Raw genomic sequence first — 18,279 nt, 5'->3', positions numbered from 1 at the left:
GTTTTTATTACGCTTTTTTGCTTTCTGTAACTTCTAAATGAGTAAAAACTTCTTCATTTCCTTTCTTGATATGAATACTATATTTTGAAGGAAGTACGTATTGTTTGTCATTATCTCCTTTTTCAAAGATGGCTTTTTTATCTTTTTTCTTCCATTTGTTAATTACTTCATTAGATAAGGTGTAATCGTATTCAATTAAATTTAAGCCTTTTTTAGCGGCTACTTTTTTAGAAAAAACGGTTAACCCAAATTCATTTTCAATGGTAATTTCAACTTCTTCTGATGTGTTGGAATAAAACCAAATTTCAGCTTTTGGTTCAAAAGGTTTTGACCAAGTACTCCAACTCGAACCCCAACGATCCGATTTTTTAACTGATGGCACTTCGTAAACATACAAAGATTTTGAAAGTATTTCCGATGAAAGCAATTGTATTTTATCAATATTCACCTTATATAATGAACGACCATGCGTACCTACAATTAAATCTTTGGCTTTAGGTTGGATGACCAAATCATGTACGGCTACAGGAGGCATTTGGGATGAAAAATCAATCCATGTTTTTCCTTTGTCTAAAGAAACAAATAAACCATTATCGGTACCTACAAAAAGGAGATTTTCATTTTCAGTGTCTTCTAAAATAACATTTACAGGACTTTGAGGTAAGTTGGCACTAATGTCTTGCCAATTGGCTCCATTATCTTCAGAAAAGTAAACATAAGGTTTGAAATCATCGTTTCGATAACCATTTAAAGTGGCATAAACCCGTTCTTTGTTAAATTGAGATGCTTTTACTCTAGAAACCCATAAATTTTGAGGCAATTGACTTGAAATGATATTCCATGAAATGCCGCCATCTTTGGAAAGATGAATGATTCCATCATCAGAACCTGTATACAGCAACCCAAATTGCAACGGACTTTCAGAAATGGTAGTTAGTGTACCAAATGCTACATTACCTTCAACGCTACCATGGGTAAGATCTGTTGAGATTTTTTCCCAAGTTGTACCTTGATTCATAGAACGGTGTAAAAATTGGGAACCCATATATAAAATATCTTGATTGTGAGGAGATAATAATATAGGAGTTTGCCAATTGTAACGTAAGGGTTTTTCTTTAGTATCTTTTGGTAATGTAGGAGCAATAAATTCTTGTGTGTTTTTGCTTCTATCTAATCTAAAATAATTACCAAATTGGAAGCCCGTATAAACGATGTTGGAATCTCTTTTGTCAATTTGCACTTGCATACCATCACCACCCATAATACTTTCGTAAGGGTATTTTCCTTCTTGTTCCCAAGCATCTGATTTTCTGTAATTATTATTGGCTACCCAAACCCCATTATCTTGTAAGCCACCATATACATTATACGATTCATTATGGTCAATATTTACAGCATAAAATTGGCCTAAAGCCTCATTATTACACTTTTTCCAATGTGCTCCATTATCGTAACTAATGTTTATTCCGCCATCATTACCATTGATAATGTGGTTGGGATTATTAGGATTAATCCAAGTTATATGGTGATCTGCATGAACATTTTCTGTGCTAATATTTTTCATGGTTTTTCCACCATCATTGGAAAAAAGTAAGGGCACGCCACCAAAATAAATACGGTTTTCGTCTTTTGGATCAACTGAAATGTTTCCAAAATAATACCCGTAACTATAATATAAATCGTCTATATAATTTTCGTGAGTACGCTGCCAGGTCTTTCCGCCATCTATTGATTTGTAGATTTCACAACCGATAACTTCAGTTTCAAATAAGGCTTTATTCGCATCTTGTAAAATAGTTTTGAGTTCCTTTGGTTGTATTTTTCCGTTTTTTACCCAATTTTTAAGGGTTTCTGCTCGATATTTCTCTGTTATACCGTATTTTTTTAAGTAGGTATTAATTTCTTTGTTGGACTTTTCTACAAAAATTTCACCAGGTACACTGAACATGTCCGATTGGGATATTTTTTTACTTTTAATAGTGGTTTCTTCTACAGCAGGTCTGTTATTTTGATTGTCTAAAATAGCATACAAAATATTTTGATTAAAAACCGCTAAGCCAATTCTTCCTACGCCCTCATTGTTTGGAAATCCACTGTCATCTCTAGAAATTAAATACCAAGTAGTTCCGCCGTCTTCACTTTTATAAATACCTGAGCCTTTTCCATTGCCTTTAAAATTCCATGCCTTGCGTTCCCTTTCCCATGCTGCAGCATACATAATTTGAGGGTTATCTGACGCAACAGCTATATCAATTATCCCAGTGTCTGAATTGATAAATAAAGTTTTCGACCATGTTTTGCCACCATCAATAGTTTTAAATACACCTCTTTCTTCATTTGGAGTGTACAAATGTCCTAAAGCACCAACAACAATTTCATTGTTATTCAATGGGTTTACCCAAATTCTACTAATATGATGACTGTCTTGTAAACCTATATTCTCCCAACTATTTCCTTTGTCTGTTGATTTTAAAATTCCTATCCCAGCATATGAGGAGCGAGAAGAATTTACTTCTCCTGTTCCAACCCAAATGGTCCCCGTTTTCCAATCCACTGAAACGGAGCCACAATTTAATGTAGGAGCCGTATCCATTATAGGTTCAAAAGAAGTTCCGTTGTTATTGGTATACCAAAGACCACCAGAAGCATATGCAGCATAAAATTCGGTTGGATTATTTGGATTTACAGCGATATCAACTATACGGCCACTCATTATGCTAGGGCCAATATTTCTAAGGTTTACTGCATTTAAATCCATGGTCTGACCAAATGAACTTGGTACAAATGCTAAAAAAAATACCCAATAAATTGCTTTTTTCATAAGAAAATAATTTCCTCGAAAATAACCAATTTATTGGGTATAATAAAATTTTTTGTTGAGTTACAGTCCTAAATTTTGTATTGCGGAATCGTCTAGATTGTAATTGTAACCTCTCCAAAAAGTTCGATTATCTCCAAAATACTTCCAAACGACTTCTTTATCAGGTGTTACTTCCCAATAGCCGTAATCCCCTTCAGTAATTAGTGTATTTCCGTTTTTCAGTCTTACAGCTCCTGATATTTTATCATAGAATAAATCAGGATCCGTAAAATTCCAAACCATTTGCGGTTCGTTTGATGCTGTAGTTGATAACTCAAAGTTTTGAGGCAAGGCTAATTCGTAAACTGTAGATTGATTTACATTTGATCCGTTACAGTAAATGAGCATGTTTCCTTTTCCAGGAACTTCTTTTTCAATTAAATTTGGAAAATGATTATTGAACAAAAAGCGTTCTCCAAATGGATGGTTATAGGCACTAGGATTGCCAAAGCGATACAATAAATCACCCCCTTTATTGTAATTTCCACCTGAATTAGATGCCGCTTCCATAGTAGTAGTGCTATGATCGATTACCCAAACTTCACTGTAAAAATTAACACTCATATAGATCACATCCTTTTCTTCATCATAATCTATTCCATTGGCATGCATAATATCTCCATCAGTTCTTTCATTGTAAGAAAAATTAATTCGGTTTGGATACTGATTAATTTGACCATAATTAACCAATGTATTATTGGTGTCTTGTACAATATGATTATAACTGTGCCATTCCCAAACCAATTGATTGGTTTGTGGATTAACTTCAAATAATGCTTCTGGAAAAATATCATTTGCCACTTCAACACCGTAATTTAATGCTTGAGAAGGGGTTAGTTTTTCCCAAACTAAAAATAAAACATTTCCATTTGGTAATAATTCTACATCATGATGCGCTACCTTTTCATCATCTGCACATTGATAATCCCATTTGGTGGAACCGTCAGAATTTAAGATACGAATAATTCCGCCTGCACCTCCTATAGTTATAGGTGAAACGTTTTGCTTATACATAGCAATCAATTCACCATTTGGTAAGATTTCGATATCGTTTCCAAAACGCAAGTCAAATAGCCACTCTTTAACCTTATAACCTTGTTTGTTTAATAAATAACAATTTTTTCCGCCATTTTCAATGGCAAAAACATAACTATCGTCAATTTTTTCCGCTTTGTATAACTGAACTTTTGGATCTAAGTTTACTACGGGTTCATTTTTTTCAGAATCCTCTTTAGAACAACTAAAATTTAAAGTTAAAACTAAAAGTAAGATTCCTTTGTAATACTTTTTCATGTTCAATTTTTTTTATTTGTAAATATAGCTTTTTTGTTTTAAAACCATTTTATATCCTTTTCAGTTTTCAAATAATCTCCTTATTTTTGAGGATAATTAAGTGTCTTATGGCTACTTTATCTAAAATAAACAATTTAGAAGTTTTTCTCAAGACTTTACTACCCAAGGATTTTTTGGAAAATGAAGTGCTTGAAGCATTAGCCTATTTTAAAAAAATGAAGGTAAGGAAAAATGAGTTTTTAGTAAATCAAAATGAAATTTGCTGTCATTTTTGTTTTGTGGAGAATGGTATTTTGCAACATGCTATTAATGTAGAAGGTGAGGAACGAACCACTTATTTAGCTTTAAAAAACACCGTCACCACTTCTTTAAATAGCTTTCTCCATAAAGTGTCTTCTAGAAAAAGTATAAAAGCAATTGTTGATAGTACTTTATGGGTAATAACTCTAGAGGATTTCAATTACTTATTGCACCATAATAAAGCGTTTCATCAGTTTTACTTTCATTTAATAGAAAAACAAATCTGTTTAATTGACGATTATCGCATTGACTTGTTAACGCTAACACCAGAAGAACGCTACAGAAAATTATTGGTCAATGAACCTAAATTGCTTCAAGAAGTTCCCTTGCATTATTTGGCTTCTTTTTTAGGAATTTCTACACGCCATATGAGTCGCATTCGCAAAAATATAAATTAAAGCCATTTGGCTACCTTTTTCAAAAGAATTGTCCGTAATTTTGATGTATTAAATATAAAAACAAACTATATTATGAAATACCATCAAATAGACAAAGACTTATTTATAAAGAATCGTAGAAAATTTATTTCTCAAATGAAGCCAAATAGCGTAGCTATTTTTAATTCAAACGATATTTATCCTGTATCAGCAGATTCCACCTTACCTTTTGCGCAACATCGGGATATTTTTTATCTAAGTGGTGTAGATCAAGAAGAGAGTATTCTGTTGCTTTTTCCAGACGCTCCTTATGAACATTTGAAAGAAATTTTGTTCTTAAAAGAAACGAACGAGCACATTGCTATTTGGGAAGGAGAGAAGTTAACCAAAGAGAGGGCTTTTGAAGTTTCTGGAATTAAATCCGTAATTTGGTTACAAGACTTTCATAAAACATTGAAAGAAATTATGGCTTATGCCGAAACCATGTATATCAATACTAATGAGCATTACCGTGCCGCTATTGAAACAGAAACTCGTGAGGCCCGCTTTGTAAAATGGTGGAAAGAAAATTATCCTGCGCATAAAGTTGAAAAATCAAATCCTATTTTACAGCGCATTCGATCTGTAAAAGAAAGCGAAGAATTGGATTTAATTCAAAAAGCGTGTGATATTACTGAAAAAGGGTTTCGAAGAGTTTTAAATTTTGTGAAGCCTAATGTAATGGAATACGAAATTGAAGCTGAATTTGCACATGAGTTTTTAAGAAACCGTTCCAAAGGATTTGCTTACACACCTATTATAGCTTCAGGAAACAATGCGAATGTATTGCATTATATTGAAAACAATCAGCAATGTCATGAAGGGGATTTACTATTGTTAGATGTGGGTGCTGAATATGCCAATTATTCAAGCGATATGACCCGAACCATTCCCGTTTCTGGAAGATTTTCTGAGCGTCAAAGAGCCGTTTACAACGCGGTTTTAAATGTAAAAAATGAAGCTACAAAAATGTTGATTCCGGGTACTTTATGGAAACAATATCATGTTGAGGTTGGTAAAATCATGACTTCCGAACTATTAGGTTTAGGTTTATTAGACAAAGCAGATGTTCAAAATGAAAATCCGGAATGGCCAGCCTATAAAAAATATTTTATGCATGGTACTTCACATCATATGGGATTAGACACGCATGATTATGGGCTTTTATATGAACCGATGCAAGCGAATATGGTTTTCACAGTGGAACCTGGAATTTATATTCCAAAAGAAGGTTTTGGTATTCGTTTAGAAGATGACGTGGTTATCCAAAATAGTGGTGCGCCATTCAATTTGATGCGTAATATTCCTATTGAGGCTGACGAAATTGAATCGATAATGAATTCTTAGAAAAAATAATTAGAGATTAGATTGTAAATAGCGACTCACAATTGTGGGTCGTTTTTTTATTATGAAAACACCAAAGTTAAAATTATTTCGATATTTTGATGCTCTCAAAAACCTACTGACAAACCGTTGTCATAAACCGACTTTACCTTTGTAAGGTAATCCAATAAATCATACATTATGAACACAGTATCAGTACCACAAGTAATTAGCCCGGAACATTTATTAAAACATTGGCAAGGACATCGCGCTTTAACAAGACATGTAATCGAAGCTTTTCCAGAAAAAGATTTTTTTGAATTTTCTATTGGAGGCATGCGTCCTTTTTCAAAATTAGTATCCGAACTTTTAGCCATTGGTGTTCCTGCATTAAAAGGAATTGTTAATCGAGACGAACAGCCTTATTCGGAAGCAGCTGTAGAAAATTTAGCAACAAAAGCAGCTTATTTGCAAAAATGGGACGAAGCAACGGCTGAAATTAATCAGTATTTTAAGCAAATTCCAATTGAAGATTTTGAAAAAACATTCAATCTTTTTGGGCAATATGAATTTCCAATTATTGAAAATATTTTTTATTTCATTGACAATGAAATCCATCATCGCGGACAAGGTTATGTTTATTTAAGAGCTTTAGGAATTACACCTCCTTTTTTCTGGACTAGAGCGTAATTAATACATACAGCTCCGAAAATGACTAGTTGTTTTCGGAGTTGTATTGTAATAAGTTTGTTTTATAAATTTCAAGCATTTCCAACATTCTGTCTTTTAGGTGCTGTGGTTCAATAATCGTCGCATAATCGGCAAACATTAAAACCCATCTTGGAAATCCATTTTCAATATCTCTGCTTAAAAAAGTCATTTCTAACTGTTGCCCTATTTTTCTTTGGGAGACAAAGCCATGATATTTTTTTTCAAAATCTAAATATTTACCAATTTTTTTATCTACTAATAAGACAACTTTAGTGGTAGGACATTCTTTTTCTTTATTTAAGTAAAATTCTAAAGGTTGGTGTTCCTTAGTAAATGCAATATTTTTAATTTCAATGCCTTGAATTCGGTCTGCTCTAAATTGACGGTAATCGTTTCTTAGGTGACAAAAGCCAAAAATATACCAATTGTTATTGTCGTGAAAAATGCCTACTGGTTCAATGCTTCTTTCTGAAGCTTCTTCAGCGTCAAATGCTTGGTAATTTAATTTGACTTGGTTTTTATCGGCTATACTTTTAAAAAGAATGCTCATGGCTTCTGGTACTTTTTCGTTAAACAGATTAACAGAAGGAGGTTGCATGATCACTTTAGATTCGATAGAAGTTAGCCAATCTTTGTCAGTATTTTTTAAAACCGATTTTATTTTGAACATTGCAGAAGCATAATGCTTTCCTAATTCTTTATCGATAAACGTTTCCATCAACTTTTCAGCAGCAATAAAACTACTTGCTTCTTCACGAGTGAACATTACTGGTGGTAAACGATAACCCTCTACTAAAGAATAACCTACACCAGCTTCACTATAAATAGGAACCCCAGATGCTTCTAAAGAACGAATATCTCTGTAAATGGTTCGTAAACTTACTTCAAAACGTTCCGCCAGTTCTTGAGCCTTTACAATTCGTTTGGATTGTAATTGTATTAGGATAGCGACAATTCGATCGAAGCGTTTTGGTGATTCATCTTGCATAAAGAAATCCTTTTTTCAAAAGTAAGTATTTAAAAGAAATTAGTTCTAGTATTCCTTTTGAAATTCTATTTTTGCACTTATGAAGCATCTCAATTTTAAAAATAGTACACTTGCGTATTCCGATGAAGGAGAAGGTTTAGCTGTTGTTTTGTTGCATGGGTTTTTAGAAAACAGTAAAATGTGGCATAATTTAGTTCCTGTATTGCTTCCTAAATATAGAGTGGTGTGTATTGATTTATTAGGTCATGGTGAAACGGAATGTATTGGCTATGTTCACACCATGGAAGACATGGCCGATGCAGTACACCATATTCTTCATTTTCTTCAATTGGAGAAAGTCGTTGTTATGGGGCATTCTATGGGAGGTTATGTCGCATTGGCTTTTGCCGAATTATATCCAGAAGGGATAGCAGGGCTTGTTTTAATGAATTCGACTGCCAAAGAAGATAGTGTAGAACGTAAAGCGAATAGAGATAGGGCTATCTTGGCAGTAAAGCAAAATTATAAAAACGCCATTAGTATGTCTGTTGCTAATTTATTTAGTGAAGCAAATAGAGAGAAACTTAGAAAAGAAATTGAATGGGCAAAGAAAGAAGCCTTGCAAACGCCCTTACAAGGTATCATAGCAGCTCAAGAAGGAATGAAAGTTAGAAAGGGTAGAGAATTACTGTTACATACTACTTCATATCCTAAAATGTTACTATTAGGCAAAAAAGATCCTGTTTTAAATTATGAAGAAAATAAAGTACAAGTTGCAGGTACGAATGTAGTATTCGTCACATTTAATGGCGGACATATGAGTCATTTTGAAAACGTTCAAGAACTAGAAAAGGAATTCTTATCTTTTTTGAAAAAATGCTAGATAGATTCCTTCAAAGGTTTTTGTTGATTGAGTATTTCTAAAATTAAAGAAATGATTTCAGTTTTAAATGCTTCTAACATTTCATTTGTAATCATAGTTTGAGGAATTACTCCTCTTCCTTTTCCTAAGCCAAAAGGCATGAAACCCGCTTTCATATTTTTAAATGAAATGATACCAGCTTCAATTGGGTAGGAATCATATTCAGGTTTATTTCTAAACATTAGAGCATAACAAAGTAGTTGAATTATTTTTTCATTTTTTATATCTGAAGTCAAAGCTTCAAAATCATTTATTTTCAACGCATTTCCATCAACTTTTCCTGTTTTATAATCAATAATTCGAATCACATTTCCTCTAAGTTCTATTCGATCTACATTACCAGCAATTTTAATAGGATAAGGAAGTCTTTCATCTTCAAGTAAGGTTTCAATTTTTTCTTCTAGTGCAATTATTTTAACAGCTTCTCCAGCTTCAACAGTGTTTTTTTCTACTTGTAAAAAGTTGTAGATATTTCTTTTCGCTACTTCAAAGGCTAATAAATTTTTCCCTTTTTTGATTTCTCCTTCTTTGTACACCAATTTAAATTTTTCTAAAGTAATTGCATCAATCTTTAAAAGCATTTCTTCAATATCTTTAATAGACAAGTATTTGTTTAAATAAGGATAATATAAAACTTCTAATACCTCATGAATAATAGTTCCTAAGGTGTTTACTGCTATGTTTTCTTCCACTTCATCCATCTCATTAATGCGTAATACTCTTTGAAAATAAAACTGTATAGGGTTGCGTATGTATGATGTAAGGGAAGAAGGTGAAAACCCTTTTTCAGTTGCAATTTCTTGTAACCGCTCCATGAGTAAATCCGATTTGGGAACTTGTACAGCGTTATATGCTTTTTCAGGTAAAACAGCATTGTAAATTTTGTGAGACAGGATATGTTTGGGTTGCTTTTCGATTTCTAATTGCGTTATAAATCTACTTTTTTCACCTGCATCTATGCCTTCATTGTCTGAATTATATAATAGATAAATGTTTTTAGCACGATGCAAAAGATGATAGAAATGGTAACTGTAAATTGCATCTTTTTCTTTATAAGTTGGAAGACCTAATTCTCGTTTTACATCATAAGGAATAAAAGAATTTTGAGATTTTCCAGAAGGAAATTTTCCTTCATTTACTGAGGTAATGATTATGTTTTCAAAATCCAATACTCTACTTTCAAGTACGCCCATTATTTGCAAACCGGTTAAGGGTTCTCCTTCAAAAGAAACTTCTGCTAAATCAATAATTTGTTTGTAAATATCATACAAAGTTTCAGTGTCATTGATTTTATTGGCATGTTTATCACAATAATTTATCAATTGATTGATAACTTTATAAAGTGCATAAACAAATGTTTTGCTTATTTTTTCTTCTTCATTTTCATTATTTAAAAAGGATTTAATGCTTACTAATATGTTGCTTATTCTATTCAATATACTAATTGGGTCATTTTCCCATTTTAAGAATATCAAATCAAAAAAAGTATTCTTTTGATTAGGGTATTTTTCTTCTTTGAGGCGAAACAAGGTTTCTATTGAGAAAAAAGTAAAATTATTATTGTGTATGGTTTGGATAAGTTCGTCTACTTGAAGGTAAGGTTCTACTAAGGGATGATTTAGAATTTCTAAAACTTCTTTATAATATAAGGTGTAATGTGATGCATTTCTATTAACTGCATTGGTGTGAAGTTTGAATAATTTACTGATTAATAACTGAGCGGGGTTATTTTTTCCTGAATAGCCCATGGTTATATTCAATGCGTTAACTGAATTTGGTAGCGCATATAATATAGGTATAAGTAAATTTTCATCTCCTAAAATGATTGCAGTTTTAGTGGAATTAGAATCAATTGAAATTATTTCTTCTACTATTTTTCCAGTTATTTTAGCTTGACCAATAGTTTTAGGTGTGCCAATTATTTGGATGTTTTTTTCTTGTTGAAAATCTTCAGAAATCCATTCGAAAGGTTGCGTTACATAATTTTTCCATTGATTTTTAAAACGTCTAATGAACAATCCGGCATCATGATAAGGATTGCTGATAAAATGAGCATCAATATCCCAATAGATAGAAGCTTGCTCATTAGAAATTAGATGCAAAATTATTTTTTCTTCAGCTTGGTTAAGGGCATTAAAACCGGCAAAGATTAATTTTTTATTATTTATTTTATTGGAATAATCTTTTAAAAGCGCAATAGATTCTCTATAGATTAAGCCTTGATAGCCGCATTTTTTATTTTTTAGATGGGTGTATAAAGAAGTATAGTATTCAGGAATTTTCTTCCAAAAGAGTAAATTATTATCAATTAAAGAAGTGGTGTCTTTGGGTTGTAAATCCCATCTTTTAAGCGCTTCAATATCTTTTAAGTAAGAAAAGACAAAATTTGGGTCTAATAGATAGCGATCTATTTCGTTAAAATCTTGCAACAAAGTTTTGGCCCAATTTGAAAAAGTAGTAAAAGGTTGTACTTCTTCTAAAGGAGTTATCTTAGTATATATATCATAAAACTCAAAAAGTATTTCTATTGCATCAATTGACCTGATGCCAGAAATTTCCTGAATAAGATCTTCAATGCTGATTATTTGCGGTGCAAAAATAGTTTGATTGGTGTGATTATGTAGAGCATCTAATAAAAAAACTTTAGCTCTTTTGTTAGGTAAAACGATAATAATCTCTTGCAAATGATCTTTATATTGTGCAAGAATGTGTTTTGAAAGTTTATCTAGAAAAGTATCATTCATAGTATAAAAATAAAAAAAACGCTCCGATTATTTGGAGCGTTTTAATTTTATTTTATTTGGAAATTATTTTACTAATTTCACTTCAACTCTTCTATTGTTAGCTTTACCTTTAGAAGTTTTGTTTGTATCAATTGGGAATTTCTCTCCAAATCCAGTAGCACTTAATCTAGTAGCATCAATTCCATTTTCAATTAAGTAAGCTTTAACAGCTTCCGCTCTTGAAGTAGATAATACTTGGTTTGCTTCTTCAGCACCATCAGAATCTGTATGACCTTCAATTGAGAATTTAGAATTTGGATACTCTTTTAAGATAGCAGTGATTGCTTCTAAAACTGGGTAAGTTTGTTTTTGGAAAGTAGATTTACCTGAATTAAATAAAATAGTTTTAGCATAATCATTTAATTTTTTAACAGCTTCATCAGAAACTTCAGGACAACCGTTGTTAGCTACAGTACCAGCTACTTCAGGACAAGCGTCATCTTTATCGAATACACCGTCACCATCACCATCAGGCCATGGACAACCTTTGTTAGCTCTATCTCCTTTAACAGTAGGACACTCATCATCTTTATCAGCAACACCGTCACCGTCAGCATCTGGACAACCTTTCATGATTTTTGTACCAGCTACTTCTGGACAAGCATCTTCTGGATCGATAATTCCGTCACCGTCAGTATCAGGACAACCATTGTTTTCTGGAGTACCAGCTAATTCTGGACAAGCATCATCTTTATCAGCAATACCGTCTTTATCAGTATCAGGACATCCGTTTAAAGCTTTTAAACCAGCTACTTCTGGACAAGCATCATCTTTGTCATAAACACCATCACCGTCAGTATCTTTACCTCCAAATTTGAAAGAAAGACCTGCAAAATGTTGAATATGAGTTGGTACATCAGCATCAGCTACTCTGTTTTCGTCAAATGAATGTTTGTAAACAGATTGTAATTGAAGACCAACATTTTCAGTGAACCAAAAAGTTAATCCTAAACCTCCATTAACAGTACCTGCAGATGCATCACCAAAGAAGTTATAACCACCACCTACGTTGATAGAAGGGTCTAACCAAGTAGATTTGATTAAATCTTGAAAACTATATTTAATAACAGCATCTACTGCATAATAAGATAAGTCACCAGGATTTAAAACAGCATCAGTGCTTTCAGTTCCAGGTACTCTTTCTAACCATTTGTCAATTTTATTAACAGATCCTGTTAAACCGATAGAAAATCCATCTCCTACATATCTAGATACGTTTAAATAAGATACAGATGGTAAAATGTTCCAATTGTCATCAGCGTTGATTAATTGGATGAATTGTGGGCTAGAATTACCTTCGGCACTTACCTTGGTATCAACCGCGTTTACTCCAAAGGACACAGCCCATGGATTGTCACCGTTCTGAGCTTGTGTTGATAAACCAGCAAGCAATAAACCAGCAGCAAATAATTTGTTTAGATGTTTCATACTTTATTAATTAAATTACAATGCGTTATAATTAGAACAAAAATACTATTTTTTTTTAAATACAAAAAGTTTTGTTAAAAAAAGTAAGGGGTATTTACTTTTTAACTTATTATTTTTAATGATTTACCCACTTCTATGAAAGCATTTATGGCTTTGTCTAGATGTTCTTTGGTATGAGCAGCAGAGAGTTGTACCCTGATTCGTGCTTTTTCTTTTGGAACAACTGGAAAAAAGAATCCAATAACATAAATCCCTTTTTTTAACAATTCATCAGCCATAATTTGTGATAATTTTGCATCATATAGCATTACTGGGACAATTGCAGCATCACCATCAATAATGTCAAAACCTGCTTTTTTAATTCCTTCTTTAAAATAATTGGTGTTCCATTCTAAGGTATCTCTTAAAGAAGTGTCTTTTTCTAATAATTCAAATACTTTTAAGGAAGCTCCAACGATGGAGGGTGCTAAAGAGTTTGAAAAGAGATATGGTCTAGATCTTTGACGCAGTATTTCAATGATTTCTTTTTTAGCTGTCGTATATCCACCCATAGCTCCACCTAAAGCTTTTCCTAAAGTTCCAGTAATAATATCTACACGACCCATAACCTTTTTGGCTTCTAGTGTTCCTTTTCCGGTGGCGCCTATAAAACCCGCGGCATGACATTCGTCTACCATTACTAAGGCATCATATTGATCTGCTAAATCACAAATTTTGTCCAGTGGAGCTACTAATCCATCCATCGAAAACACGCCATCGGTAACAATCAATTTGAAACGATGGCCTGCTTCTTTGGCTTTAATTAATTGTGCTTCTAAATCTGCCATGTCATTGTTCTGGTAGCGGTAACGAGCTGCTTTACACAAACGAACACCGTCAATGATGGAAGCGTGATTTAAACTGTCAGAAATAATACAATCTTCTTCTCCTAATAAAGGTTCAAAAACACCACCGTTTGCATCAAAAGCTGCCGCATACAATATGGTATCTTCTGTTCCATAAAAATGAGCTATTTTTTGCTCTAGTTCTTTGTGAATATCTTGAGTACCACAAATAAAACGTACCGATGACATTCCAAACCCATGAGAATCGAGAGCATCTTTAGCAGCTTGAACTACTTCAGGATGGGAAGAAAGACCTAAATAATTGTTAGCACAGAAATTTAAAACTGTTTCTCCAGTTGCAATTTTTATTTCTGCTCCTTGAGGTGACGTAATAATTCTTTCCTTTTTAAATAGTCCATTTTCTTGTATGGAATTTAATTCGTTTTGTAAGTGTTGTTGTATTTTGCCGTACATTTTTATAAGGTTTGTTAGATTACAAAAGTACTATTTCTATTTTTTCTCCAATGTAAACCAATACTTTTTTTACAACTTCATAATTCATTTCTTCGATAATTTGAGCATAGTCGTTAATTTGCTTTTTGTATTTATCAGTTGGATGACCCGTTTTATAGTCTAGAAGGTAGGCTTTTTTTCCTTTTACCACAATTTTATCAGGTTTTACGTTCCCATATCCTTTTTTTATAATGGTTTGTTCATTAAAAACAATTCCTTCACCATCAAAAAAGACTTTCAATTGTGGATGGTTTACAATTTGTAGAATTTGTGTTTGGATATCATTTTTTTGCGAATTCAAAATCAAGCCGTTTTCTATAGCTTTTGTTAGCGCATTAGAGATGTCTGAGTTGGTAGAAATATAAGATAAAATTTCATGAAGTAGATTCCCAAATTCTATTGCTTTTTGTTGGTCTGTATTCCACATTAAAGCTTCTCTTTGAGCAATTTTAATTTTTCTACTGTTTAATTTTTCGATAACAACTTCGATTTTTTGTTGGTTTTCAGTGAAGAAGTGTGTGGAAGAAATTCTTTTTGAGTTTCCAAAATCATAATTTAATTTACCTTCTTCAAAAAGATTTATTTGTTGAAGGAATTCAATGAAATAAGATGAAAGGTTGTTTGGTAATCCTGTTTTCGAAATGTGATGATTGGAAATGACATACAATTGTTCTTCTGCTCTTGTTAAAGCTACATACAAAACATTAATGATGTCTAAAATTTCTTCTTGTGTCTTTTCAAAATAGATATCATTTGCTTTGTCGCCATACAGTGCAACATCTTTTTTCTGATTTACCAATGCTTTAGGGAAATCAATTGCTTCTTCTTCATCAAAATCTATCCATAATTTATTTCTACTATTGGCTGAAAAATTTTCTTCTGCAAAAGGGTAAATTACAACTGGAAACTCCAATCCTTTGGATTTGTGTATGGTCATGATTCGGATTGCATTATTGCCTTCAGGGGAAGGAATGCTTTTTTTATATCCTACTTTGTCCCAATAATAGATAAAGTCGGATATACTTGATTGTGTTTTTTGGTCACGTTCCAGTACCAAATCTAAAAAATATTGTACATAAGAAGTATTCGCTTTTTCTTTAATAAATGTGGCTACAATAATTTCTACCGCTTCATAAAGGGATTTCTTTTTACAGTTTTTAAAAGAAATAGCAATATTTATTGTTTGTAAAAAAGCTTCGAGTGCGTTTTCTGATAAATCTTTTGTACTTGCAATAAAATCGTGGATGGGTAATTTATTTTGATTATAAGTTGCTATATAATAGAGCATTCTTACCTTTGCTTCTTGATCTTTATTGTTTTTTAAATACTTTAAAACATCTAAAATTAATTTTACTTCGGTTGCATTTTGAATTAATAAAGTTTCTGAAGACAATATAGGAATGCTTTTCTCAGTAAGATAATTTGCTAAATAGACACCGTCAATTTTTTTTCGGGTCAGAAGAACAATGTCTCGGTATTCAAAATTATCATGCAAGACTTGATAAATGGTTTCTAGGGTTTTTTCTAGATACAATTTTGTTTTTAATGAGTATTCTTGTTCGTCATCATTGTTGGAACTATCATCCTCTGAAACATCTATAAAAGAAAGGTTTACATAACCTCCTTTTTTAGCATTGGATTTTTGATAGCTATGCTCGGCATACAATTTTTTATAATCTTCATTTTCAAATTTTTGAGACAAAAAAGAAAAAAAATCATTATTGAATTGAATGACCTCTTCATAACTTCTATAATTGGTTTCGAGTTTGATGGTTTCTTTGTCTTTATTTGAAAAAGGGTTGTTTTGATCTTTACTAAGTTCAATAAACTGTTCTGCTTTTCCACCTCTCCATCTGTAAATAGATTGTTTAGGATCACCAACAATCATTAAACTTCCTTTGACGCCATGATCTTCACTGGATAAGGCATTGTCTATTAAAGGAATTAAATTTTGCCATTGCATTACAGAAGTGTCTTGGAATTCATCTATAAAAAAATGACGGTATTTTTCCCCTAATCTTTCATAAATAAAAGGAGCTGGTTGATTCTGAATTTCGTTGAAAATAATTTTATTAAAATCAGAAATCGATAAAATGTTTTGTTCTTCTTGTATTTTTTTAAATTCCGTATGGATGGAATTTAGTAGGGAAAGCGGATTAATATTTTGTAAAAAGGCTTCGTAAAAGGCTATTTTAGAGATGTTTTGATAGCTTTCTTCTATTATTTTTAATACATCAGAAGCGATTGCTTCAATTTGGTCTCTATCTTTAGCATTTTTATTTATAGCAATGTCATCAAAAGATTGGTATTTGTAATTGTCTTTAATGGATAAGGTGTTTTCACCAATTTTACTTAAGTGATTTGGAAAGGTTTTTCTTGAAAATGAATCTAATGAAATTTGATTGGATGCTAACATATCAAAACCGGCAGCACTCAAAATTTTATTTTGCTCTTGGTAAAACTGAATTTTATCTTTTAAAATAGTTTTAATGTATTTAAAATCGTCAAAAGTCTTTTCTTGAAATGCATCAATTTCATTAGCATTGTTCTCGTTTACTAAAAGTTTTGAGATTTCAAACAATTCGTTGGAAATATCCCAATTCTTATCTTCATCCGTTTTATCTTTTGTAAAATCGATGAGCAGGTTCGTTAATTGCTCGTCTTCTCCCACTTTTGAAATTAAAACATCAATAGCTTCCTGAAGGAGCGTATCTGTGTCTAGGCTTACTTCAAAATGAGGAGGTAAATTTAAATCTTGTGCAAAGGACCGAATAACTTTGTGTGTAAATTTATCAATGGTAGAAATTCCAAAAGCAGCATAATTATGAATAATGCTTTTGATAATGGCTTTTGATTTGTCTTTTACAGTAGCAATAGATAAACCAGTTTCTATGCTTATCGTTTTTAAAAAAGCTTCCGCTTTAACAGAAGGAATGTCTTTTGAAAATTCATGTAAACTGTCTATAATGCGCGATTTCATTTCTTCTACCGCTTTATTGGTAAAAGTAATAGCAAGAATTTTTTTATAGGCCTCATCACCTTTTGAAAGGAATACAATTTTTAAGTATTCTTTTGTTAAAGTGTAGGTTTTTCCTGATCCTGCAGATGCATCATATAAAGTAAACGCTGCTTTTTTCAAATGTTATATTTATCTTAATTATATAGGTATAGTTACTTTCTATTTTTTAATCCAAAGTTAAATTTATAACTTTGAATTCACTAATACTAATTATAAAAAAAATAATATTATGGCATTCGAATTACCGAAATTACCTTATGCATACGATGCATTAGAACCACATATTGATGCAAAAACAATGGAAATACACCACTCTAAGCATCATAATGGATACACTACAAATCTTAATAATGCAATTGAAGGAACTGATTTAGAAGGGAAAACAATTGAAAATATTTTGATTAATTTAGATATGAATAACGCTGCTGTTAGAAATAACGGTGGTGGTTTTTACAACCACAGTTTGTTTTGGACAGTTATGTCTCCTAATGGTGGAGGAAAACCAACTGGTGATTTAGCTATTGCTATCGATACTGCTTTTGGTTCATTTGACGCTTTTAAAGCAGAATTTGCAAAAGCTGCAGCGACTCGTTTTGGATCGGGTTGGGCATGGTTGTGTGTAGACAAAGATGGTAAATTAGAAGTATGTAGTTCAGCGAATCAAGATAATCCTTTAATGCCAGGAATTGGTTGTGGAGGAACTCCAATTTTAGGACTTGATGTTTGGGAACATGCTTACTATTTAAATTATCAAAACAGAAGACCTGATTATATTGAGGCATTCTTTAATGTAATTAACTGGACTGAAGTCACCAGAAGATTTGCAATGGAAAAATAAAGCTTTTTTAACAAGCAATTAAAAAGGGGGATTAAAGGTTTTAATCCCCCTTTTTAATTGAAAAAATTTGGGGCAAAAAAAA

12 protein-coding genes are annotated in these 18,279 nt (G+C 32.1%); 5 read left to right on the top strand and 7 right to left on the bottom strand.

The genetic code is table 11. The features are described from left to right. Window positions 1-7 precede the first annotated feature (7 nt). Together NHF47_RS01835 and NHF47_RS01830 are read right to left on the bottom strand one after the other, a co-directional pair. The gene (locus NHF47_RS01835; protein ID WP_252763321.1) at window positions 8-2,821 is read right to left on the bottom strand and encodes a sialidase family protein; all 2,814 of its coding nucleotides are present in this window, start codon (window positions 2,819-2,821) and stop codon (window positions 8-10) included. A gap of 60 nt (window positions 2,822-2,881) precedes the next feature. After that, window positions 2,882-4,153, bottom strand: coding sequence for an aryl-sulfate sulfotransferase (locus NHF47_RS01830; protein WP_252763320.1), 1,272 nt, complete (start codon window positions 4,151-4,153; stop codon window positions 2,882-2,884). Between the two features lie 107 nt (window positions 4,154-4,260). Here NHF47_RS01830 and NHF47_RS01825 point away from each other — a divergent pair, with 107 nt between their 5' ends. The 3 genes from NHF47_RS01825 to NHF47_RS01815 all read left to right on the top strand — a co-directional run bounded on the left by NHF47_RS01825 (window position 4,261) and on the right by NHF47_RS01815 (window position 6,882). Continuing rightward, window positions 4,261-4,851 (top strand): Crp/Fnr family transcriptional regulator, encoded by a 591-nt coding sequence (locus tag NHF47_RS01825; RefSeq protein WP_252763319.1) that lies wholly within the window; start codon window positions 4,261-4,263, stop codon window positions 4,849-4,851. A gap of 72 nt (window positions 4,852-4,923) precedes the next feature. Continuing rightward, window positions 4,924-6,216, top strand: a complete 1,293-nt coding sequence (locus tag NHF47_RS01820; RefSeq protein ID WP_252763318.1) for an aminopeptidase P family protein — start codon at window positions 4,924-4,926, stop codon at window positions 6,214-6,216. 177 nt (window positions 6,217-6,393) lie between these two features. Then, window positions 6,394-6,882, top strand: coding sequence for a DinB family protein (locus NHF47_RS01815; RefSeq protein WP_252763317.1), 489 nt, complete (start codon window positions 6,394-6,396; stop codon window positions 6,880-6,882). Window positions 6,883-6,907: 25 nt separating this feature from the next. Here the strand turns inward: NHF47_RS01815 and NHF47_RS01810 are convergent, their stop codons facing one another. Beyond that, window positions 6,908-7,891: a YafY family protein gene (locus tag NHF47_RS01810; protein WP_252763316.1), complete on the bottom strand. Its 984-nt coding sequence runs from the start codon at window positions 7,889-7,891 to the stop codon at window positions 6,908-6,910. Between the two features lie 79 nt (window positions 7,892-7,970). Between NHF47_RS01810 and NHF47_RS01805 the strand changes: the two genes are divergently transcribed. After that, window positions 7,971-8,753, top strand: a complete 783-nt coding sequence (locus tag NHF47_RS01805) for an alpha/beta fold hydrolase (RefSeq protein WP_252763315.1) — start codon at window positions 7,971-7,973, stop codon at window positions 8,751-8,753. Here the strand turns inward: NHF47_RS01805 and NHF47_RS01800 are convergent. From NHF47_RS01800 to NHF47_RS01785, 4 genes are all read right to left on the bottom strand, one after another. Further along, window positions 8,750-11,536, bottom strand: a complete 2,787-nt coding sequence (locus NHF47_RS01800) for a PD-(D/E)XK nuclease family protein (RefSeq protein WP_252763314.1) — start codon at window positions 11,534-11,536, stop codon at window positions 8,750-8,752. The two genes, NHF47_RS01805 and NHF47_RS01800, sit on opposite strands and share 4 nt — an antisense overlap. A 63-nt stretch (window positions 11,537-11,599) precedes the next feature. After that, window positions 11,600-13,003 (bottom strand): OmpA family protein, encoded by a 1,404-nt coding sequence (locus NHF47_RS01795; protein ID WP_252763313.1) that lies wholly within the window; start codon window positions 13,001-13,003, stop codon window positions 11,600-11,602. Window positions 13,004-13,104: 101 nt separating this feature from the next. Continuing rightward, window positions 13,105-14,301: a glycine C-acetyltransferase gene (gene kbl, locus NHF47_RS01790; protein ID WP_252763312.1), complete on the bottom strand. Its 1,197-nt coding sequence runs from the start codon at window positions 14,299-14,301 to the stop codon at window positions 13,105-13,107. 19 nt (window positions 14,302-14,320) lie between these two features. Further along, window positions 14,321-17,479, bottom strand: a complete 3,159-nt coding sequence (locus NHF47_RS01785) for an exodeoxyribonuclease V subunit beta (RefSeq protein ID WP_252763311.1) — start codon at window positions 17,477-17,479, stop codon at window positions 14,321-14,323. Window positions 17,480-17,588: 109 nt separating this feature from the next. Between NHF47_RS01785 and NHF47_RS01780 the strand changes: the two genes are divergently transcribed. Continuing rightward, window positions 17,589-18,197 carry a superoxide dismutase gene (locus NHF47_RS01780; protein WP_252763310.1) on the top strand — a complete coding sequence of 203 codons (609 nt, stop codon included), beginning with the start codon at window positions 17,589-17,591 and terminating at the stop codon, window positions 18,195-18,197. Window positions 18,198-18,279: the final 82 nt, after the last annotated feature.

Source organism: Flavobacterium sp. NRK F7 (genome assembly GCF_024054195.1).
In the GTDB taxonomy this organism is placed as follows: Bacteria; Bacteroidota; Bacteroidia; order Flavobacteriales; family Flavobacteriaceae; genus Flavobacterium.
Note: the sequence above shows the minus strand (reverse complement) of the source record. Positions and strands in the feature narration are given on the sequence as shown.

Coding starts and splice junctions, on each gene's coding strand:
- NHF47_RS01835 (WP_252763321.1), bottom strand. CDS start 2,821: ATGAAAAAAGCAATTTATTGGGTATTTTTTTTAGCATTTGTACCAAGT.
- NHF47_RS01830 (WP_252763320.1), bottom strand. CDS start 4,153: ATGAAAAAGTATTACAAAGGAATCTTACTTTTAGTTTTAACTTTAAAT.
- NHF47_RS01825 (WP_252763319.1), top strand. CDS start 4,261: ATGGCTACTTTATCTAAAATAAACAATTTAGAAGTTTTTCTCAAGACT.
- NHF47_RS01820 (WP_252763318.1), top strand. CDS start 4,924: ATGAAATACCATCAAATAGACAAAGACTTATTTATAAAGAATCGTAGA.
- NHF47_RS01815 (WP_252763317.1), top strand. CDS start 6,394: ATGAACACAGTATCAGTACCACAAGTAATTAGCCCGGAACATTTATTA.
- NHF47_RS01810 (WP_252763316.1), bottom strand. CDS start 7,891: ATGCAAGATGAATCACCAAAACGCTTCGATCGAATTGTCGCTATCCTA.
- NHF47_RS01805 (WP_252763315.1), top strand. CDS start 7,971: ATGAAGCATCTCAATTTTAAAAATAGTACACTTGCGTATTCCGATGAA.
- NHF47_RS01800 (WP_252763314.1), bottom strand. CDS start 11,536: ATGAATGATACTTTTCTAGATAAACTTTCAAAACACATTCTTGCACAA.
- NHF47_RS01795 (WP_252763313.1), bottom strand. CDS start 13,003: ATGAAACATCTAAACAAATTATTTGCTGCTGGTTTATTGCTTGCTGGT.
- kbl (WP_252763312.1), bottom strand. CDS start 14,301: ATGTACGGCAAAATACAACAACACTTACAAAACGAATTAAATTCCATA.
- NHF47_RS01780 (WP_252763310.1), top strand. CDS start 17,589: ATGGCATTCGAATTACCGAAATTACCTTATGCATACGATGCATTAGAA.